General features: G+C 69.3%; 13 protein-coding genes. 9 read left to right on the forward strand and 4 right to left on the reverse strand.

The features are described from left to right. Positions 1 to 75: 75 nt before the first annotated feature. Entirely contained in the window at positions 76 to 1,365 is a 1,290-nt protein-coding gene (locus tag M2317_RS06100) for a M18 family aminopeptidase (RefSeq protein WP_429458315.1), read from the reverse strand. A 104-nt stretch (positions 1,366 to 1,469) separates the two neighbouring features. Here M2317_RS06100 and M2317_RS06105 point away from each other — a divergent pair, with 104 nt between their 5' ends. After that, entirely contained in the window at positions 1,470 to 8,408 is a 6,939-nt protein-coding gene (locus M2317_RS06105; protein WP_429458317.1) for a DUF7507 domain-containing protein, read from the forward strand. Between the two features lie 134 nt (positions 8,409 to 8,542). Continuing rightward, positions 8,543 to 10,411 carry an alkyl/aryl-sulfatase gene (locus M2317_RS06110; RefSeq protein WP_429458319.1) on the forward strand — a complete coding sequence of 623 codons (1,869 nt, stop codon included), beginning with the start codon at positions 8,543 to 8,545 and terminating at the stop codon, positions 10,409 to 10,411. A gap of 65 nt (positions 10,412 to 10,476) precedes the next feature. Here the strand turns inward: M2317_RS06110 and M2317_RS06115 are convergent, their stop codons facing one another. Then, the gene (locus M2317_RS06115) at positions 10,477 to 11,193 is read right to left on the reverse strand and encodes a hypothetical protein (RefSeq protein ID WP_429458321.1); all 717 of its coding nucleotides are present in this window, start codon (positions 11,191 to 11,193) and stop codon (positions 10,477 to 10,479) included. Positions 11,194 to 11,395: 202 nt separating this feature from the next. Between M2317_RS06115 and M2317_RS06120 the strand changes: the two genes are divergently transcribed. Beyond that, positions 11,396 to 12,256, forward strand: a complete 861-nt coding sequence (locus M2317_RS06120; RefSeq protein WP_429458323.1) for an EamA family transporter — start codon at positions 11,396 to 11,398, stop codon at positions 12,254 to 12,256. 14 nt (positions 12,257 to 12,270) lie between these two features. On the opposite strand, the gene M2317_RS06125 is transcribed toward M2317_RS06120, so the two are convergent. After that, the gene (locus M2317_RS06125; protein ID WP_429458325.1) at positions 12,271 to 12,927 is read right to left on the reverse strand and encodes a response regulator; all 657 of its coding nucleotides are present in this window, start codon (positions 12,925 to 12,927) and stop codon (positions 12,271 to 12,273) included. A gap of 227 nt (positions 12,928 to 13,154) precedes the next feature. Here M2317_RS06125 and M2317_RS06130 point away from each other — a divergent pair, with 227 nt between their 5' ends. Then, positions 13,155 to 14,336: a sensor histidine kinase gene (locus tag M2317_RS06130; RefSeq protein ID WP_429458329.1), complete on the forward strand. Its 1,182-nt coding sequence runs from the start codon at positions 13,155 to 13,157 to the stop codon at positions 14,334 to 14,336. Between the two features lie 162 nt (positions 14,337 to 14,498). Here M2317_RS06130 and M2317_RS06135 read toward each other — a convergent pair whose 3' ends face one another. Beyond that, a complete protein-coding gene (locus M2317_RS06135; RefSeq protein WP_429458330.1) occupies positions 14,499 to 15,242 on the reverse strand; it encodes a GntR family transcriptional regulator in 744 nt (247 codons plus the stop codon). Positions 15,243 to 15,415: 173 nt separating this feature from the next. Between M2317_RS06135 and M2317_RS06140 the strand changes: the two genes are divergently transcribed. From M2317_RS06140 to M2317_RS06160, 5 genes are read left to right on the forward strand one after another with little or no spacing between them, the layout of a single operon-like run. Further along, the gene (locus tag M2317_RS06140; RefSeq protein ID WP_429458332.1) at positions 15,416 to 16,351 is read left to right on the forward strand and encodes a phosphate/phosphite/phosphonate ABC transporter substrate-binding protein; all 936 of its coding nucleotides are present in this window, start codon (positions 15,416 to 15,418) and stop codon (positions 16,349 to 16,351) included. Between the two features lie 38 nt (positions 16,352 to 16,389). Next, positions 16,390 to 17,202 (forward strand): phosphonate ABC transporter ATP-binding protein, encoded by an 813-nt coding sequence (gene phnC, locus M2317_RS06145; RefSeq protein ID WP_429458334.1) that lies wholly within the window; start codon positions 16,390 to 16,392, stop codon positions 17,200 to 17,202. Next, a complete protein-coding gene (locus M2317_RS06150) occupies positions 17,199 to 18,923 on the forward strand; it encodes a PhnE/PtxC family ABC transporter permease (protein WP_429458336.1) in 1,725 nt (574 codons plus the stop codon). Before phnC ends, M2317_RS06150 begins: the two co-directional genes overlap by 4 nt. Continuing rightward, the gene (locus M2317_RS06155) at positions 18,920 to 20,056 is read left to right on the forward strand and encodes a TIGR03364 family FAD-dependent oxidoreductase (protein WP_429458338.1); all 1,137 of its coding nucleotides are present in this window, start codon (positions 18,920 to 18,922) and stop codon (positions 20,054 to 20,056) included. The genes M2317_RS06150 and M2317_RS06155 overlap by 4 nt, the downstream gene beginning before the upstream one ends. Further along, positions 20,053 to 20,757 carry an HAD family hydrolase gene (locus M2317_RS06160; protein ID WP_429458340.1) on the forward strand — a complete coding sequence of 235 codons (705 nt, stop codon included), beginning with the start codon at positions 20,053 to 20,055 and terminating at the stop codon, positions 20,755 to 20,757. The genes M2317_RS06155 and M2317_RS06160 overlap by 4 nt, the downstream gene beginning before the upstream one ends.

Consider the following 20,757-nt stretch of genomic DNA (forward strand, 5'->3'; position numbering starts at 1 on the left):
TTCCCGTTCGTCGAGCGAATGGCGCGGCTCGCGTCCGACGGGGGGGCTTCGCCGCCGGCGCCGACTCGTCCGGTGTCAGGCCGAGAAGAAGCTCTCCGCGACGCGGGCGAGGGCGTGCAGATCGCTGACTCCGGCGAGCTCGCGGGCGGAATGCATCGACAGGATCGGGATGCCGACATCCACGGTGCGGATCCCGAGCCGCGTCGCGGTGATCGGGCCGATCGTCGACCCGCAGGGAACGGCATTGTTCGACACGAACTCCTGCGAGTCCACGCCCGCCGCTTCGCACCAGGCGGCCCAGGCGGCGGCGCCCACGGCATCCGTGGCGTAGCGCTGATTGGCATTGACCTTGAGGATCGGACCCGAGCCGAGCAGCGGCTGCACCACCGGGTCGTGCTTGTGCGCATAGTTGGGGTGCACGGAGTGTCCGACATCGCTGGACAGGCACCAGGATGCCGCGAACGCACGGCGCTGCTCGGACGAGTCAGCCCCGAGTCCGGCGTAGACGCGCACCAGGACGTCTTCGAGGAAGGGGCCGGCGGCACCGGAGCGAGAGGCCGAGCCGAGCTCTTCATGGTCGAACGCAGCGAGCACGGCGATCGCGCCGGATGCGGTCGGAGAGGACGCGAGTGCCCCCAGCGCCACGACACCGGCGTGCACGGAGGCCAGGTCGTCCAGGCGGCCGGAGGCGAAGAACGCGTCGTCCTTGCCGAAGACCGCTCCGCGCGCGGAGTCCGCGATGACGGCGTCGAACCCGCGGATGTCCGCGGCATCCACACCCGCGGATGCCGCGAGCTCGCCGAGCAGGTCCTCCTCCGTCGGGTCGCCGAGGCCCCACACCGGCTGGGTCTGGAACTGCCTGTCCAGGGCGAGTCCGCTGTTGGCCTCGCGGTCGAGATGGATCGCGAGCTGCGGCAGGCGCAGGAGGGCTCCGGTGTCGGCGAGCACGACGCGGCCGTCGGCGAGCGCCAGGCGCCCGGCGAGGCGCAGCTCCCGGTCGAGCCACGAGTTCAGCAGCGGGCCGCCGTAGACCTCGACTCCGGCCTGCAGCCAGCCGCGGGCTCCGGTCGTGGGCTTCGGCTTGAGCTTGAACCCTGGGGAGTCGGTGTGCGCACCGAAGATGCGGGATGCCGTGGTGGGCGACGCGTCAGCGGGCACGGCCCAGGCGATGGCGGCGCCGTCGCGGACGACGACGAAGCGTCCGCCGGCCTGCGTCGGCCACGCCTGCTGCTCGTCCAGCCGCACGAAACCTACCCGCTCGAGCCGGCGCGCGACCTCCTCGGCGGCGTGGTAGCTCGACGGCGACGCAGCGACGAAGTCCGCGAGATCGTCGGCGTGCGAGAGGGCGGTGGAGGAGACGGGCATGTGAGACCTTCCGGGCGCGGACATCATCTCGATGGTATTACTTCCGGTGCTATCGGTCGGACCCGCCCGCTAGCATGACCCCTAGCCCGCGAAAGGACGTCGACGTGCCCTCCGAGACCCGCACCAGGACCTTTAGAGGAGCCGCCCTGGCCATCAGCGCGGTGCTGCTGACCTCGATGCTCGGGATCGTGGTCGATGCGGCCGCCCCGGCACCCGCGGTCGCCGCCCAGGACCCGACGGTCTGCCAGGACTCCGTGGCCCTCGTCAACGGCGGATTCGAGCAGCCGACGGTCGCGGCCGGGAGGTACCAGCTCTTCGACGAGTCCGCTGTCCCCGGCTGGTTCACCAACGACGTCCAGAACAAGATCGAGATCTGGAACAGCGGCTTCAACAACGTGCCGTCGGCGGAAGGACGGCAGTTCGCCGAGCTGAACGCCTACAGCGCCAGCCGCCTCTACCAGGACGTGGCGACCACGCCGGGTCAGACGCTCTCCTGGTCGCTGCAGCACCGCGGACGCCAGGGGACCGACGTCATGCGCGTGCTCATCGGCCCGCCGGCGTCGCCCGTGCAGTCGGGACCCAACCTCAGCGACGGTCTGAGCTGGGGAACCCACGCCGGAACGTATGTCGTCCCGGCGGGCCAGACCACGACCCGATTCGCGTTCGAAGCGGTGAGTTCTGCCGGAGGCAATGCCGGCGTCGGCAACTTCCTGGACGACATCACGTTCGGGACAGGGCCCTGCCTCATCAGCGACAAGACGGTCGAGAACGTGACCAGCGGTGCGCCGGATGCCGAGGTCGGCGATGTGCTGCGCTACACCGTCACGACGCGCAACGACGGCGGCAACCCCGCGCGCACGACCGTGGCCACGGACGTGCTCGATCCCGGTCTGGACTTCGTCCCGGGGTCGCTGCGCATCGTGAGCGGGACTGGTGCCGGTGCTCTGACGGATGCGGCGGGCGACGACCGAGGCGAGTACACGACGGCTGATCGCACCGTCCGGGTCCGCCTCGGCGACGCGGCCACATCGGCCGCCGGTGGAGCGATCCCGGCCGGTTCGTCGACCAGCTACACGTTCGATGCCCGCGTGAATCTCGCCGGTGCCGCGACGACGATCGAGAACGAGGCCCAGGTCGCGTTCCGGGACGACATCGTCGGCCAGGATCGCGTCTCCACGACGCAGACCACCGAGACTCCCGTCGGCGACGCCGCCGACCTCGAGATCGTCAAGACGCTCCACACGGCGCCGCTCGTCGCCGGCGAGCCCGTGTCGTACACGCTGGTCGTCACGAACAACGGGCCCCAGGCCGTGGATGACTTCTCGGTGTACGACCCCATTCCCGCGGTGCTGAGCGATGTCCAGGTGGAGACGACCTCGGGCTCCTGCGTCGTGACTGCGAGCATGAACTGCGCCGGAGGTCCGCTCGGCGTCGACGAGAGCGCTGAGATCACGATCACGGGAACGCTCTCCGCCGATGCGCCCGCCGGCTCCGCCGTGGTGAACACCGCCCAGGTCGAGTCGGCCACCACGGACCCTGACCAGTCGAACAACACCTCCACCGCCTCGGGCACCGTGACGTCGGCAGCCGACGTCTCGATCGCGAAGTCGTTCGAACCGGAGAACCCCGTCGCCGGTGAGCAGGTCACGTACACGCTCACGGCCTCGAACGCCGGCCCATCGGCGGCGGCCGACGTTCTGCTGACCGACCCGCTGGACCCGGAGACCACGTTCGTCAGTGCGGAGTCGGATGCCGGGACCTGCACGCTCGACGAAGACGGCACGGCGGTCTCCTGCGCGATCGGGACGCTCGCGCCCGGCCAGACGGTCGAGGCGCGGGTCACGGTGACGCTGGATCCCGATGCCGAGGTCGCCGTCCAGAACACCGCGACCATCACGACCTCGACGTCGGACAGCGACAGCGGCGACAACGCCAGCTCGGCCAGCTTCGAGCCCACGGTCACGGCGGATCTGGCCGTGACGAAGGACGTATCGGCCGCGACCGTGACGGCCGGCGACGCGTTCACCTACACGATCGGCGTCGAGAACATCGGTCCCTCGACCGCCGAGAACGTCGTGCTCAGCGACACCGTCCCAGCCGGCATCACGGTCGAAGAGGTCATCGCGCCGCCGGGCGCGACGTGCACGGTCACGGGCAGCGCTGTGCGCTGCGACTGGGATCAGCTCGGACCGGAGGAGACCGCGACGGTCGAGATTCAGGCATCCGTGCAGTCCGACGCTCCGGCCGGCACCCTGATCAACACGGCCTCCGTCGCGGCGCCGACGGAGGACACCGACACGACGAACAACTCCGACTCGGCGACCATCACCGTCGAGCAGAGCGCCGACGTGGGCGTGGAGAAGACCGCGACCCCGACGACCGGCGTGCCGGGGACCGCCCAGTCGTTCACGATCACGGTCACGAACCACGGCCCGTCCACGGCGCGGGGAGTGACCGTCGCCGACTTCCTGCCCGCCGGGTTCGACGACGTGACCACGAGCACCGAGGGATGCCGCATCGTCGGAACCGTGGGCGTCTGCGAACTGGGCGACCTCGGGCCCGACGAGTCCCGCACCGTGACGATCGATGGCGCCATCGCGTCCGACGCCGTCGGTTCGATCACGAACACGACGACCGCCGCATCCGCGACCCCCGACCCGAACGCGGACAACTACTCCGCCAGCGTGGTCGTGCCGCTCGCCCCGAGCGCAGACATCTCGCTGACCAAGACGACCTCGACCCCCGAGGTCGCGCTGGACGGCGAGGTGCAGTACCTCGTGACCGTGCGCAACGATGGCCCGTCGGACGCGCTCGGCGTCGTCGTCGAGGACGTCGCCGAAGACGGTATCGCGCTCGGAGACGCCGTCGCCTCCGCAGGTACGTGGTCGGGAGGCACCTGGACCGTCGGCATCCTTCAACCCGGCGAGGAGGAGACCCTCGCGGTCACGGGAATCGCCACGGCAGAGGGCACGTTCACCAACACGGCCACCGCGTCGTCCGAGACCGCGGATCCGGACTCGGGGGATCTCATCGGCACGGCGGACGTGGTCGTCGCGGCATCCGCCGATCTCGCGATCACCAAGACGGTCTCCGCTGACCCTGCGCCGCTGAACGGCGAGCTCAGCTACACGCTGACGGTGGAGAACCTCGGGCCGAACGACGCCAGCGGCGTCGTCGTGACCGATCAGCTTCCCGCCGCACTCATCGACCCGGTCACGACGAGCCCGGGCTGCGAGATCACCGGGGCGGTGCTGACATGCGAGCTCGCAGCGCTGGCGGACGGCGACACGGCCGAGTTCGTCGTGACCGGAACGGTCGACCCATCGACGTCGGCGGCTGACATCACGAACACCGCCGGCGTCACCGCGACCGAGGCCGACCCCGATCCGGACAACAACAGCTCGACCGTCACGACCCCCATCTCCGGCGAGGGCGCGATCGAGATCTTCAAGACGGCGACTCCGGCGACCGACACGAACGGGGACGGCCGGATCGGGGCCGGCGACGAAGTCACCTACAGCTTCACCGTGCGCAACACCGGGCCGACCACCCTGAGCGGTGTGGCCGTGAGCGACCCGCTCCTCGGCGGCCCGGTCGACTGCCCCGCCTTCGACGACGTGACCCTCGCCCCGCAGGACGAGGTCGACTGCGGCCCGATCCCGTACACGCTCACGCAGGCCGATGTCGATCGGGGCGGAGTCGTGAACACGGCATCCGTCTCGGCGACCTCGCCGCGGGGTCCTGTCAGCGACGACGACACGATCACCCTCTTCGTTCCGGCCGTGAACGGCGTGAGCCTGGACAAGACCGCAGGCGAGGCGACGGACGTCGATGGCGACGGCTCGCTCGGCGCCGGAGACACGGTCCAGTACGCGTTCACGGTGACCAACACGGGGTCGACGACGCTCGCCGGAATCGCCCTGACCGACGAGATGCTCGGCGGGTTCGTCGAGTGCCAGAACCCGGGCGGTCTGCTCGCTCCGGGTGCGACGGTCGACTGCGGTCCCGTGACGTACACCCTCACCCAGGACGACGTGGACGCCGGCTCGGTGCACAACACCGCGACGGTGACGGCCCTGTCTCCCGCGGGCCCGATCACCGACACGGCGGAAGCGGACGCGACCATCGACGGCACCGATGCGATCGAACTGCGTAAGACCGTCGGCGCCGTCACCGACGTCGACGGCGACGGGCGCTACGGCGAGGGCGACGAGATCGAGTACGCGTTCACGGTGATCAACGGCGGTACGACGACCGTCACGCTCGACGCACTGACCGATGCCACGCTGGGCGGCGACCTCGGATGCTTCGCCGAGGGGGCGGTGACTTTGGCTCCCACCGAGTCCGCCGACTGCGGTCCGGTGGCATACGCGATCACGCAGGAGGATATCGATGCCGGTGTCGTGGACAATACGGCGACGGTGGAGGGGGACGGACTGGAGCCCGTGCAGGACGACGGTTCTGCCCAGGTGATGATCGCCGGGGCGCCGCGGATCGATCTCCTCAAGACCGCGACGGCGCCCGTGGACGCGGACGGCGACGGCATGATCGGCACCGGGGATGAGGTCTCCTACTCGTTTACCGTGACCAACACCGGGACCACCACGCTCACGGACGTGGCGATCGATGACCCGCTCCTCGGCGGTGCACTCGACTGCGCTGCGCTCGAAGACCTCTCGCTCGCACCGGGCGACGACGTCGAATGCGGGCCCGTCGTGTACGCGTTGACGCAGCAGGACGTGGACGCCGAGACCGTGCACAACGACGCGACGGTCGCCGCGCAGTCCTCCGCCGGCGAGGCTCGGGACGCAGCATCCACGGACACTCCGATCGCCGGGACGGACGCGATCGAGTTGGTCAAGACCGCCGGCGCACCGACCGACGTCGACGGCGACGGGCGGATCGGGGCCGGCGACACCGTCGACTACTCGTTCACGGTGACGAACACCGGGACGACGACGCTCACGGCCGCCGCGATCGACGATGCCCTGCTGGGCGGGGCGCTGGAATGCCCTGACCTGGCCTCGGCGGTCCTCGCTCCCGGTGACGACGCCGCGTGCGGTCCGGTCGCCTACGCGCTGACCCAGGAGGATGTGGATGCCGGAGTCGTGCGCAACACGGCATCCGTCTCGGCGACGTCTCCGAGCGGCTCCGTCACCGACGACGCCGAGACGACCGTGACGATCGCCGCCGCCAACGGCGTGAGTCTCGTCAAGACGGCGGGTCTGCCGGTGGACGCAGACGGCGACGGTGCTCTCGGTGCGGGCGACACGATCGAGTACTCGTTCGCGATCACGAACACGGGGACGACGACGCTCTCCGGCGTCGTCGTGACCGACCCGATGCTCGGGGGCGTCGTCGACTGCGCGGCCGCGGACGGGGCCGTGCTCGCACCGGGCGCGTCGGTCTCGTGTGCGCCCGTCGTGTACACGCTCACTCAGGAGGACGTCGACGACGGGACCGTGCGCAACACGGCGATCGTGGACGCGGAGGCGCCGAGCGGCGGGGTATCCGACACCGCCGCCACGGAGACGACGATCGACAGCACCACGGCCATCACGCTCGTCAAGACGGCGCTGACCGTCGCCGACACGACCGGCGACGGACGGATCGGCGCGGGCGATGAGGTGTCGTTCACGTTCGCGGTCACCAACGTCGGAACCACGACGGTGACGGATGCCGAGATCGAGGATCCGCTGCTCGGCGGGATGCTGGACTGCCCGACGCTCGCCGACGCATCGATCGCCCCCGGCGAGGCGATCGAGTGCGGCCCGTTCGTCTACGCGCTCACGCAGGAGGACATCGACGCGGGGGTCGTGCACAACGAGGCGACCGTGACGGCGGGGACGGCGAGCGACGACGCGAGCATCGACGTGATCATCGGCGGTGCGGACGGCATCGCGCTGGACAAGCTCGGCGCCGCTCCCATCGACACGACCGGTGACGGACGCATCGGTGCCGGGGACGAGGTCGCCTTCACGTTCACCGTGCGCAACACGGGAACGACGGTGCTCCGCGACCTGCAGCTCGACGACCCGCTGCTCGGCGGTGCCGTCGACTGCCCGGCACTGGACGGTGCTGAGCTCGCGCCCGGCGCCGCGATCGAGTGCGGCCCTGTCGCGTACGTCCTCACACAGGACGACGTCGATGCGCAGACCGTGCACAACGAGGCGACAACCACCGGCAGCGGTCTCGGATCGGTCGACGCCGTAGCGAGCGCCGACGTCGCCGTGGCGGGTCACGACGGCATCGCACTGGTGAAGTCGGCCGCCGCGATCGAGGACGCGAACGGCAACGGCGTGACGGATGCCGGCGACACGATCGACTACACGTTCGCGGTGACGAACACCGGTACGACGACGGTGTCGAACGTCGCGATCGCCGACGCGCGCGTGGACGGCGAGATCGTGTGCGAAGCGACGTCGATCGCGCCCGGTGAGATGGTCCTCTGCGGGCCGGTGACCGTGGCCCTCACGCAGGGCGACATCGATGCCGCCGAGGTCGTCAACACGGCGACCGCGTCGGCGGTGGGCGCCGGCGGATCGGCCGTGACCGTCGAGGCGGGCGTCACGACGCCGATCGACGCGCAGCCGGCGGTATCGGTGGAGAAGTCCGGCGGCGACTACGCGGACGCGAACGGCGACGCGAAGGTCAGCGCGGGCGATACCATCCAGTTCCGCTTCGCCGTCACGAACACCGGGGCCGTGACGATCACGGACGCGACGATCGTCGATCCGAAGCTCGGTGGCGACGTGGCGTGCGACGTCCCCGATCTGGCGCCAGGTGAGTCGTTCACCTGCGGCCCGGTGGCGTACACGATCACCGCCGAGGAGGCCCAGGCGCGCTCCGTGACGAACGCGGCGACCGTGACGGCGATCAGCGGAACGGTGACGGTCACGGCATCCGATTCCGTGACGGTCGAGCTGCCGGAGCTCGCTGTGACCGGAGGTGTCGTGATCGGTCTGGGCTGGGCGATCCTGCTGATCGCCCTCGGACTTCTCGGAATGCTGATCGCGCGGGTCCGCCGGACGCGCCTGGTGTGACGGGCAGCGGTCGGCAGCTGGGCGGCTGAAACGGGGAAACGCACGGCCCGCGGTCGTTGTCCGTGGTGCGGCACGATGCGAGGATCGGAAGAAGCCGATGCGCAGATCGTGCATCGGAGGATGGAGGTTCGATCGTGGGTTCCAACGAGGCGACGAAGGCGATCGCCGCGCAGCAGAAGGCTCTTCTCGGCAGCCTCCCCTTCGAAGATGAGACGGATTTCGACGCGGCCGATCGCGGATTCCTCGGGACGCTCGATGACCCGAAGATCCGCGACGCCGCTGGCGAGGTCGTCTGGGATGCGTCGACCTACGACTTCTTGGCGGGGGACGCGCCGGACACGGTGAACCCGAGCCTGTGGCGGCAGTCGAAGCTCGTCGCCAAGCACGGGCTATTCGAGGTCGTGCCCGGGCTGTATCAGGCGCGCGGACTGGATCTGTCCGTCATGACGTTCGTCGAGGGCGACACGGGCGTCATCGTCATCGACCCGCTCATCTCGAAGGAGACGGCGGCGGCGGCGATGGGCCTGTACCGGAGGCACCGCGGCGACCGCCCGATCACTGCGGTGATCCACACCCATTCGCACATCGACCACTTCGGCGGCGTGCAGGGCATCGTCGACGAAGCCGACGTCACCGCCGGTCGGGTGGAGATCATCGTGCCCGAGGGCATGGTGGAGCACGCGGTGGCGGAGAACGTCTACGCGGGCACGGCGATGGGGCGCCGCGCCGGGTACATGTATGGTGCGGCACTGGCGCGCGGGCCGAAGGGAGCCGTCGGGGCCGGACTCGGCCAGACCACCTCGACCGGTGAGGCGACGCTGATCCCTCCGACACGGGAGATCACCACGACCGGTGAGACCCATACGGTCGACGGGCTCGAGATCGTCTTCCAGATGGCACCGGGTACCGAGGCGCCGAGCGAGATGCACTTCTTCTTCCCGCGGTATCGTGCGCTGTGCATGGCGGAGAACGCCACGCACACGCTGCACAACCTGCTGACGCTCCGCGGCGCCGTGGTGCGCGACCCGCACGTGTGGTCGCGGTACCTGACCGAAGCGATCGAGCGCTTCGGCGACGACGCAGAGGTCGTCTTCACCTCGCACCACTGGCCGACCTGGGGCAACACCGAGATCCGCCGCTTCCTCGGTCTGCAGCGCGATCTCTACGGCTACCTGCACGATCAGACTCTGCGAATGCTGAATCAGGGCCAGACGGGCGCGGAGATCGCGGAGGACATCCAACTCCCACCGGTGCTCGAGAACGCCTGGCACGCGCGCGGCTATTACGGGTCCGTCAGCCACAACGTCAAGGCGATCTACCAGCGCTACATGGGCTGGTTCGACGGCAACCCGGCACGCCTGTGGCCGCACCCGCCGAAGGCTCAGGCCACCCGCTACGTCGAGGCTCTCGGCGGAATCGACCGGGTGCTCGAGCTGGCGAGGACGGCCTTCGACGAGGGCGACTTCCGATGGGCGGCTACGCTGCTCGACCATGCGGTCTTCGTCGAACCGGACAACGCCGCGGTGCGCGAGCAGTACGCGGACACGCTCGAGCAGCTCGGCTACGGCGCCGAGAACGGCACGTGGCGCAACTTCTTCCTCTCCGGCGCCACCGAACTGCGCAGCGGCAACTTCGGCACGCCGACGGTCACGAACGCGCCGGCCATCGTCGCGCAGCTCACCCCGGAGCAGCTCTTCGACGCGGTCGCGATCACGGTCGACGGTCCGCGCGCATGGGACCTCGATCTCGCCTTCGATGTGACGCTGTCCGATCTGGCGCGGTCGTTCCATGTGACGCTCCGCAACGGCGTCCTGGTGTACGTCGAGAAGGAGCCGACCGGCGACGACCCGCACCTGACGCTGAGCAAGCAGCGGCTGATCCGACTCGCCGCCGGTGACCGCGAGTCCGACGGCATCGAGGCGACGGGTGGCCTCGACGTCATCGATCAGCTCCTCGGCGTCCTCTCACCCGGGGACCCCGCTTTCGAGATCGTCGTTCCCTGACAGCAACGACGCGGAGGGGCGCGGAGCATCGCTCCGCGCCCCTCCGCGTCCGCCGGCCGGCTGCATCACTCCTTGACTGGCAGCACCTGGTACTTTCCGGTCGTGCCCGGCGCCGGCGGGACGACGGCGACGAACTCGCCCTTGCCCTGAACGGGAGCGGCGACGATCTCGGACGGGAGTCCGGGGGTCAGCGCCGCTGCGCTGATGCCGCCCTTGAGGATGCCGGCCTTGACCGCCGCAGCGGAGGCGGCCTTCGCGCCCTTCTTGTCGAGCGCGGCGATCTGCGTCGCATGCTGCTGCACGATGGCATCGAAGTTCTCATCGGGGATGCTCGGGTGCGACACGTAGACGACGTCGACGGTGGCATTGCCGTTCTTCACCTTGAGGCCGGTGAAGCGCTGACGCCCCACCCATCCGCGCGACTGGAAGTCGGCGAACAGGGTCGCACCGTTCTTCCTGCGCGTCGAGAAGTGCACGATGAGCAGGATCACGCCCAGCGGGATGAGGATGATCGGCCCGTACACGTACAGGAACCGCCACATCTCAGCGCGGCCGGCGCGGCTCCCGGTGAACTCGATGGCCTGCGCATCGAAGAAGTAGCGGATGATCAGGCGCCAGTTCCAGTCGCTCGCCGAGCCCAGCTGGAAGAGGTTCATCGCGACTCCGGCGAGTCCGGCGATGAGGCTCGTGAGTCCTCCGGCGTAGGCTGCGCTCTTCGGCGTGACGGCCTTGGCGAATCCCTCTGGGGTGGACAACTGCTGCTGCACGGTGCCGATGCTCATTGCAAGATCATAGCGAGCGCGCAGAACCGGCCCGTCACGTCGGGATGCTATGGTGTCGCGCGACAGTGCCTAGGGTTCCGGGGCTCGCGCCCGACTGGTCCGAGCGGCACCACGATCTCCGGCCGAACGGGGGTCGTCATCTGACAGGACAAAAGCCCGGAGGAGCCCGTTCGTCGCGCCCGCGACGGGCAGAAGGCTCCGCATGACTCCGCTCGCACTGTCACTCGTCCTGGCCGCCGCCGTCGCGCACGCGGCGTGGAACATCATCGCCCATGGCGTGAGCCGTGCCGGCATCCCGTTCCTCTGGTGCGGAGCCGTCGGCTCCGCGATCATCTGGGGACTCGTCATCCCTTTCACCGGCGGCACCGGTGCCGACCTCCCCGGTTTCCTCATCGGGATCGGCGTCTCCGGCATCCTGCACGTCGCCTACATGCTGGTGCTGCAACGGGGCTACCGGGAGGGGAACCTGTCGACCGTGTACGCGACCGCGCGAGGAACCGGGCCGTTCCTCGCCGTCATCGCCGCAGTGGTGCTGCTCGGCGAGCGACCGTCGCCGCTCTCGCTCGTGGGTGTGCTGGCCGTCATCGTCGGGGTGGTCGCGCTCGGCCTCGTGGACCGAACGGCATCCGAACGGCGGCGCGGCCTCGACCCCGCAGTCGTCTACGGGCTGCTCACCGGCGTGATGATCGCGACCTACACGATCTGGGACGCGCACGCCGTGCGCACCTGGTCGATCAGTCCGGTCGCCTACATGGTCGGCACCTGCGTCGCCGAGGTGGTGGTGTACACCCTCCTGCTGCGCCGCCGACGCCGGGAGACGATCGCCCTGGCCCGGATGCAGTGGCGCCGGATCCTCGCATTCGCGGTGCTGTCGCCGCTGTCGTACATCCTGGTGCTGTACGCGATCACGATCGCCCCGGTCGCGCTCGTCGCCCCGCTGCGCGAACTGAGCGTCGTGCTGGTGAGCCTGTTCGGCGCGTTCGTGCTGAAGGAGCCGCATCCGGCCAGACGGATCGTCGCGGCCACGGTTGTCGTGGCGGGCATCGTGCTGCTCGCGCTGTGACGTGGGACCTCGGGTCAGCGGAAGTCGATCAGCCCTGCCCGCGCGGCGGTGACGAGGATCTGCACGCGGTCGCGCAGGTGCCACTTGGCCATGATGCGCCCGAGATGCGCCTTGACGGTGCCCTCCGAGACGATGAGCGCCCCGGCGATCTCGGCGTTCGACATCCCGGCGGCGAGTCGATCGAGGACCTCGGCCTCGCGCTCGGTGAGCGGTTCGAGATCCGCGGCGCCCTGCGCGCCGGATGATGCCTCGCGCACGTGACGGATGAGCATCGACGCGACGCGGGGCGACAGAGAACTGGCTCCGCCGTGCACTTCGCGGATGCCGGCGACGATGCTCTCGGCGCTGGAGTCCTTGAGCAGATACCCGGCCGCACCGGCGCTGAGCATCGGCAGCACGGTATCGCTTCCATCGAGGGTCGTCACGGCGACGACCCGCACATCGGGCCAGCGCTGGGTGATGGCGGTGGTCGCCTCGATACCGTTCATCTCGGGCATCTGGACGTCCATCATGACCACGTCCGGTCGATCGCGCTCGATGGCGTCGAGCGCCTGTCGGCCGTCCTCGGCCTGACCGATCACGTCGATCTCGGGGTCGCGAGAGACGAAATGCGCGAGCGCAGTGCGCACGAGGGGGTCGTCATCGACGATGAGCACGCGGATCTCCGGCATGGAGGAAGCCTAACGGCTGAAGGGAAGGTCTATGCGGGCATAGACCTTTGGCCAGAAAACTCTGTCCGTGAGGCCGATGTGCACGATCAGGAACGTCGAGAAGATGTAATCACTGCTGGACAAACGACCTAATTCGGAGGTGAATGACCATGACTTTCTGGGAACAGTTCGGACGCTGGATCGGCCTCTACGGCTAAGAGTACCTGGCGGATGGGACATACTGAACTATGGCTTTGGACGGATCGGCGCGGAGCGCCTCCGACATCCTGAGATTGGGACGCGGAGAGAAGCTCAACGTCATCGAGCGCATCTTCCTCCTGGCCATCGTCGCCGGCGTCATCCTTCTCGACGTCTTCGGTGTGATCTCCACGCCGGACGCCGATCATCTGCGCTCCGCGGTGAGTATTCTGGCCACCGCGACTCTTGCTCTTTTCGTCGCCTCGCCCCTGGTGGCGACATCCGCCCTCGGCGCCGCCTTCGCGCTGTCGTTCCTCGTCGACGCTCAGGCGCTGGTGCTGACGACGGCCGCTGTCGCCGCCGCCCTCGTCATGCGCCTCGGGCGCACATCGCTGATCCTGTCGTACACGGCGGGCTTCCTGGTGGCGACGGCCATCGTCGCCTACAGCGACACGGACGTCCCGGTCAATGTCGGCATCTACCTCATCGCAGCGACCGTCGCCGGTGGCGTCGGCTTCGCTCTGCGGATGGCCTTCGCGCGCGGCCAGCGGCTCGAGAAGCAGTTGGCCGCGAGCGCCGAGCAGGAGCGGCAGGCCGTGCTCGCCGAGCGGCGCTGGATCGCGGGGGAGCTGCATGACAGCATCGCCCACCACTTGACGATCGTTTCGCTGCACGTCCAGATGCTGGAGGATGCCGAGGTCCGAGCCGATTCGCAGGAGGCGATCCGGGTCGCGGCGCGCAAGGCGATGACCGACCTCCGATTCGTGATCGATCTCGCCGAGGACGGCCCGCGCGGCTCCGAGGTCCAGATCGGCGACCTCGCCGATGCCGTGACCGAGGCCCGCGAGGAACTCGACGCGGCGGGGCATCCCGTCGTGTTCGACGGCGACATCCGGGACGAGCGCATCCCCCGGTCGGCAGAGATCATCCTTGCGCGCGTCGCGCGCGAGTCCGCGACGAACATCCTCAAGTACGCGGGCAGCGGCCCGATCGTCATGAGCCTCGATGTCACGGACGAGATGGCGACGCTGACGATCAGCAATCCGCTGGCGCAGACGCCGCGACGCGGTCTTTCGTCGAGCCGTACCGGGCTCGAGCGCATGGCCGAGCGCGTCCTCGGCGGCAGCGGAGAGTTCCGGGCGGGAGACGTCGACGGGCGATGGGTCGTCGTGGCCCGTCTGCCGATCGCCCGGCGCCCGGACGCCGCCGCGGACTCTGTCCAAAAGTCGTAGGCACTCTCGACCTTCGACACTGTTCGGAGGTGAATTCACGAACGTATCCTGGGGGTTCCCCAGAGTACGGCGTCCCCAGCGCCGTGATCGCGAGCGCAGGGTCAGGGCTTCCAAACGGATCCGCGCTCGCGATCTTCTGTTTTCGGGCGCAGGTGTCGCCGGTCAGCCGACAGCGCGCATGTAGTGCCCGTCGTCCGAGATCCCGGATGCCGCGACGGTGAAGCGCACCACATCGCTGAGATAGCGATCCTCGGATGCCTCGAAGATGCGGCCGTCCGGCCCGCGCGACGTGCGGGTGAGGCGCAGGATCGGCGAGCCCGCAGGGACGCGCAGCAGCTCGGCATCCTCCTCGTCCGCGGCGACCGCATCGATCTCGTGCTGCAGTTTCACGATCGGGTGGCCCTTCGAACCGAGGAACTCGGTGATGGAGATCCGGTCAGGGTCCGCGTCGAGCAGAAGCCTGCCCACGGATTCGATGTAGCAGAGCCGCTCAAGCATGGTGGGCCGGTCGTCCAGCAGGCGCAGCCGCACGACCGTGACCACCATGTCGTCCTCGTCGATGCCGAGCGCCGCGGCCTTGGCCGGCCCGGCCCGGCGCAGGCTGACCTGCTGCGTGCGCGCGCCGGGGGTCACGCCGAGCTCGCGCGCCCACCGCGTGAACGGGACCGAGACATCGACGGCCTGGTCGGCCTTGCGCGCGACCACCCTGGCCGGCCGACCCCGTGTCGTCTCGATCAGCCCCTCGTTGCGCAGCGATGCGAGCGCGTTGCGGATCGGGCCGCGCGAGGTGCTCCATCGAGCAGCCAGGTCGGCCTCCGTCGGCACGTCGTCCCCGGGACGGAGTCTGCCCGAGGTGATCTGCTCGCGCAGGTCGTCCGCGATCTGGATGTACACAGGTTCAGCCACATAGGCATATTACTTGTCTCGATCCGCACAGGGAAGACCCGTTCCTCCGGCGTTCACCGCGGCGTCGTCCAGGTGAACGACGCCTGAACTCTTTCGAGGTAGGTATACATCTCAGGGCTCTGGGTGTCAGAGTGGCATGCGGATCACAGCCCTCCCTCATCCGAAAGGTCCTCATGAAGCTCCGCCTTCTGCCCGCGCTCGCGGGTGCCGCCGTCCTCGCCCTCGGCCTCGCCGCCTGCTCCACCGGCGCGGACGCCGATACCGCGAACGGCGACAGCAGCGACAGCAGCACCTCGGCCGGCACCTTCGCCGTCGACGAGAACACGCTCGTCTTCGGCGTCGTGCCGGATTCGGTCGACACCGAGACGAACTACCAGCCCCTCATGGACTACATCGCCGACGCCACCGGCAAGACTGTCGAGTACCACGAGTCCACCGATTACGCAGCGCTCATCGAGGCAGCGATCGCAGGCAAGATCGACGTCGCGTCGTTCTCCGGCTTCACCTACGTCACCGCCACCAACAACGGCGCAGAGCTCACTCCGGTGTCCTCGATCATCACGGAGGAAGGGCAGGAGCCCGGCTACTACTCGCAGGCCATCGTGCCCGCGGACAGCGCCATCGCATCGATCGACGAGTTCAAGGGCAAGAAGGTCTGCTTCGTCGACCCGTCCTCGACGTCCGGCTACCTGTTCCCGAGCTTCAACCTGCTCGAGGCCGGGATCGACCCTGAAGCAGACATCACTCCCGTCTTCGCAGGCAAGCACGACGTCAGCGTGCAGAAGACCGGTGAGGGCGTCGAGTGCGAGGTCGGATTCGCCGAGGACAGCGAGGTCGAGAAGTCGGATGCCGTGAAGGTGATCGACGAGACCATGGTCCCCGGTGCTCCGATCGTCGTCTCCACGGTGCTGCCCGACGACATCAAGGCCACGCTCACCGAGGCGCTCGCCGAGGTGACGATCGATGACATCATCGCCGCCGGCATCGAATCCGCCGACACGGACGCCTTCCGCAGTGTGTTCTACGCCACCTCGCCGGTGGACGACGCGTACTACGACCTGATCCGCGACATCTGCGCGGAGACCAACGCGACCCAGTGCCAGGGCTGACGCCCGGACACCTCTGAACCGGATCCCGGGAGACTGACATGAACGCATCCGCCGTGGTGAACATCGAGCGCCTCACCAAGCGCTTCGGGTCCACGATCGCCCTGAGCGGCGTGAACCTGACCGTGGAACGCGGTGAGATCGTCGTGCTGCTCGGCCTCTCGGGATCCGGAAAGTCCACCCTGCTGCGTCACATCGACGCACTCGAGACGCCCACGTCGGGAGAGATCTCGGTTCTCGGGGCGGACGTCCCTGCGCTGGGCGGCCGCGCGCTGCGGCGGCTGCGCAGTCGCGTCGGCTTCATCTTCCAGCAGTTCGAGCTCGTCGGCTCGCTCACCGTGCTCGAGAATGTGCTGACCGGTGCACTCGCAGGGCTCCGAGGCCCCCGCCTCGGCCTGTTCTCCTACTCGAGGGCGCTCAAGCTGCGCGCCCTCGGACATCTCGACCGCGTCGGGCTGCTCGACCGTGCCTACCAGCGGGCGGACACGCTCTCCGGCGGCCAGCAGCAGCGCGTCGCCATCGCCCGTGCCCTCATGCAGAATCCCGAGGTGCTGCTGGCCGACGAGCCGGTCGCCTCACTCGACCCAGAGTCCAGCTCGCAGGTCATGGCACTGATCCGCGAGATCGCGGCCGATGACGGACTGACCGTGCTGTGCAGCCTGCACCAGGTCGACCTCGCGATCGACTGGGCAGATCGGATCGTCGGCCTCCGCCACGGCGAGGTCGTCCTCGACACGGTCACGGACGGGCTCGACAAGGCCCAGGTGATGGAGATCTACGGCCGGGTCGCCACCACGACCGCCGAGCTCGCGGCCGTCCAGAACGAACTGCTCACCGCGGAGTCGGTGGCATGACCCTCACCGCAGCGCGGGCTCCGATCGCGCCGTCGGGTGCGGACCTCGAGGCACGCGCGCCCCGGCGTCGCCTGAGCCCCGAGCGCATCTGCGCGGCGATCACGCTCGTCGTGATCGCCGGGCTCGCCGTCGCCGCCCTCGTCGATCTCGACATCTCGGTACCCGGCATGCTCTCCAGCTGGGAGAACGCGGAGCGCTTCTTCGGCCGCGTCGGCGGGTTGAGCTTCCCCGAGCCGGCCGAACTCCTGCAGCTGACGGTCCTGACGGTCGGCCTCGTGCTCACCGGCACGGTGCTCGCCGCCGTCCTGTCGGTCCCGATCGCCTTTCTCGCGGCATCCAACACGACGCCAGGGCCTGGTTGGCGCGCGGCCGCACGCTTCATCGGCGTGCTGACCCGCGCGCTGCCGGATGTCGTGCTGGCCATGGTCTTCGTCCTGATGTTCTCGCTCGGCGCCCTGCCGGGCATCCTCGCCATCGGCATCCACTCGATCGGGATGATCTCGAAGATGTTCGCCGATGCCATCGAGCAGATCGATGAGGGTCCTCGACTGGCGATCCGTGCGGCCGGCGGAAGCACGCTGCAGGAGTTCAGCGCCGGTGTGCTGCCCCAGGTGCTGCCGAGTTGGGTCGCCACCGTGCTGCACCGCAACGACATCAACCTGCGCGGCTCGGTCGTGCTCGGCTACGTCGGCGTCGCCGGGCTCGGGCTGGAGATGTCGCACGCGTTCAAATCGCTGAACTACGGGCTCGGGCTCGGCATCGCGCTGGTGATCTTCCTGCTGTGCGTCGTGATGGAGATCATCTCCTCGTCGGTGCGCGTCGCGATGCTGGGGGAGCGGGATGCCGGCAGGGGCGTGTTCGTCAAGCTCTTCGCCCGTGCCCGCCGGTCCGGCGGCGCAGCATCCGCACCCGAGCGCCACTTCGCCTCTGCCGCTGCAGCCGTGCACCGACCGTGGACCGGATCGCGGGTGCGCAACCTGATCGCCGGCTGGCTCGCGGTCGCCGTCGTCATCGCCGGCGTCGTGGTCAGCGACATCACCTGGAGCGACTTCCTCACGTTCTGGGGCAAGGTCCCCGCGATCGCGGCATCCTTCTGGCCCCCGAACTTCGGAAGCTACGGCTTCGCGACCCTGTTCCAGGCCATGCTCGACACCATCATGATCGCGCTCGCCGCGACCCTGCTCACCTTCGTCGCCTCGCTCGTGATCGGCTCGTTCGCAGCGCGCAACGTCGCGCCGAACGACGGTGTCCGCATCGGCTCCCGCCTGCTCCTCGTGATCATCCGCGGCATCCCCGAGATCATCCTCGCCATCGTCCTCATCGTCATCACCGGTCTCGGCGCGCAGGCGGGCACGATCGCACTCGCGTTCGGCGGCATCGGGCTCCTGGGCAAGCTCATCGCGGACTCCTACGAGGAGGTGCCGCGCGGTCCGGAGCGCGCGCTGCTGGCCGCCGGCGCCACGCGTCTGCAGATGTTCGCCGGTGCCACGTTCCCGCAGGGCTCCCGTGCCCTGATCGGGCACACCTTCTACCTGCTCGACACGAACATCCGCGCGGCCACGCTGCTCGGCATCGTGGGCGGCGGCGGCATCGGCTACTACCTGCTCAACGCAGGTCAGGGGTCGAACTACCAGCTCGTCTCGAGCATCGTGATCATGATCCTGGTGACCGTTCTGCTCGTCGAAGGACTCGCCATGTGGATGCGGCGGGTGTTCCGATGAGCGCGAGCGCGGACGTCGTCGTCGTCGGCAGCGGCATCGTGGGCCTCGGCACCGCCGACGCCGCCGCCCGCCTCGGGCTGAGCGTCATCGTCGTCGACCGGACGGCAGGACCCATCGGTGCCACGGTCCGCAACTTCGGCCACCTCTGCATCGGTGCCCAGACCGGCACCGCCAGGGAGTTCGCCGACGCGGGCCGCGAGCACTGGCTCCGCCTGTCCGCGGATGCCGGGTTCTGGCTCCGCGCATCCGGCACGCTCGTGGCGGCCAGGGAGGACGACGAGCTGGACCTCCTCGCCAGGGCGGCCGAGGACGGCGGCATCCGGATGCTCGAGGCGGACGAGATGCTCGAGCGCACTCCGCTGCGCCCCGGCGTCGCCGTCGGCGGTGCACTGGTCGAGCCGGATCTGCAGACGCACCCGCGGGAGGCCGCGGCCGCCATCGTGCGGCATCTGGCGGAGCGCGGTGTGGAGTTCCGCTTCCGCACCGCCGTGACGGGCGTGCGTTCGGGCGTCGTCGAGACGACACGGGGACCGATCACCGCAGGGCGGATCGTCGTCGCCGTCAACCACGACATCGACCAGTTGCTGCCGGAGCTCGCCGAGCGGGTGGGCATCGAGCGCTGCGCTCTGGACATGATGCGGGTGGCGACCGACCTCCCGAAGCCGCTCGATGCCCCGCTGCTGACCGGCTGGTCGCTGGTGCGCTACGGACGCTTCGGTGCGCTCGCCGAAGCGTCCGCTGTGCGCACCCGCCTGTACGGCGAACGGCCCGACCTGGCCGCCCTTGATCTCAACCAGATGTACACCCAGCTGCCGGACGGCTCGCTGATCATCGGCGACTCGCACGCGAAGGCCGTGCAACCCGGTCCGTTCCAGCCGGAGGCGGCGTTCGAGGCCTTCCTCGATGAGGCGCGGGCCCTGTTCGCAGTGGATCGGCTGCGCGTCCTCGAGCGCTGGCAGGGCGTGTACGCCACCGGACCCGACGAGTTCCTCATCGAGGAGACCGAACCGGGCGTGCACGTGATCGCCGCCACGACGGGTATCGGCATGACCTGCGGATTCGGACTGGCCGAGCACACGATCCGACACGCATTCGACCGGGCACGGCAGCCCGCACAAGGAGGAATCTCATGACCATCGAACTCGTCGTCCTCGACATGGCCGGCACCACCGTGAGTGATGACGGCGTGGTCGAGCGGGCGTTCCAGCGTGCCGCCGAGCGCACCGGCGTCGCCGATCGGATGCCGTGGGCCGACGCCCTCCAGTACGTGCGCGACACCATGGGGCAGTCCAAGATCGACGTCTTCACCCACCTCGCCGGCGGCGACGTCGCCGCGGCCGAGTCCGCCACAGCGGCGTTCGAGACGGCGTACGCCGAGATCATCGCGGATTCCGGTGCCGAGGAGATCGCCGGGGCGGGCGACGCCATCCGCGCGATGAAGGATGCCGGACTCGCCGTCGTGCTCACCACGGGTTTCGCACCCGTGACCCGCGACGCGCTGCTGGATGCTCTCGGCTGGCGCGACCTGGTCGACCTGGTGCTGTCGCCGGTGGATGCCGGACGCGGGCGGCCGGCGCCCGACCTCGTGCTCACGGCCCTGCTGCGCACCGGTGCTTCGGCGGTGGACGCGGTCGCCGTCGTCGGAGACACCTCGAGCGACGTGCAGTCCGGACGGCGTGCGGGTGCGGGGCTCGTCGCCGGTGTCCTGACCGGCGCGCACGACCGCGCGACGCTGACGGATGCCGGTGCGGACGCCGTGATCGACGACGTCACCGGACTCCTCCCGCTGCTGACCGCCCGTGGTCTGGTGGCGGCTCCAGCGCTGGTCGGCTGA

The organism is Microbacterium sp. ZKA21, from assembly GCF_050434165.1.
Classification (GTDB): Bacteria; Actinomycetota; Actinomycetes; order Actinomycetales; family Microbacteriaceae; genus Microbacterium.

Coding starts and splice junctions, on each gene's coding strand:
- M2317_RS06100 (WP_429458315.1), bottom strand. CDS start 1,365: ATGCCCGTCTCCTCCACCGCCCTCTCGCACGCCGACGATCTCGCGGAC.
- M2317_RS06115 (WP_429458321.1), bottom strand. CDS start 11,193: ATGAGCATCGGCACCGTGCAGCAGCAGTTGTCCACCCCAGAGGGATTC.
- M2317_RS06120 (WP_429458323.1), top strand. CDS start 11,396: ATGACTCCGCTCGCACTGTCACTCGTCCTGGCCGCCGCCGTCGCGCAC.
- M2317_RS06125 (WP_429458325.1), bottom strand. CDS start 12,927: ATGCCGGAGATCCGCGTGCTCATCGTCGATGACGACCCCCTCGTGCGC.
- M2317_RS06130 (WP_429458329.1), top strand. CDS start 13,155: ATGGCTTTGGACGGATCGGCGCGGAGCGCCTCCGACATCCTGAGATTG.
- M2317_RS06140 (WP_429458332.1), top strand. CDS start 15,416: ATGAAGCTCCGCCTTCTGCCCGCGCTCGCGGGTGCCGCCGTCCTCGCC.
- phnC (WP_429458334.1), top strand. CDS start 16,390: ATGAACGCATCCGCCGTGGTGAACATCGAGCGCCTCACCAAGCGCTTC.
- M2317_RS06150 (WP_429458336.1), top strand. CDS start 17,199: ATGACCCTCACCGCAGCGCGGGCTCCGATCGCGCCGTCGGGTGCGGAC.
- M2317_RS06155 (WP_429458338.1), top strand. CDS start 18,920: ATGAGCGCGAGCGCGGACGTCGTCGTCGTCGGCAGCGGCATCGTGGGC.
- M2317_RS06160 (WP_429458340.1), top strand. CDS start 20,053: ATGACCATCGAACTCGTCGTCCTCGACATGGCCGGCACCACCGTGAGT.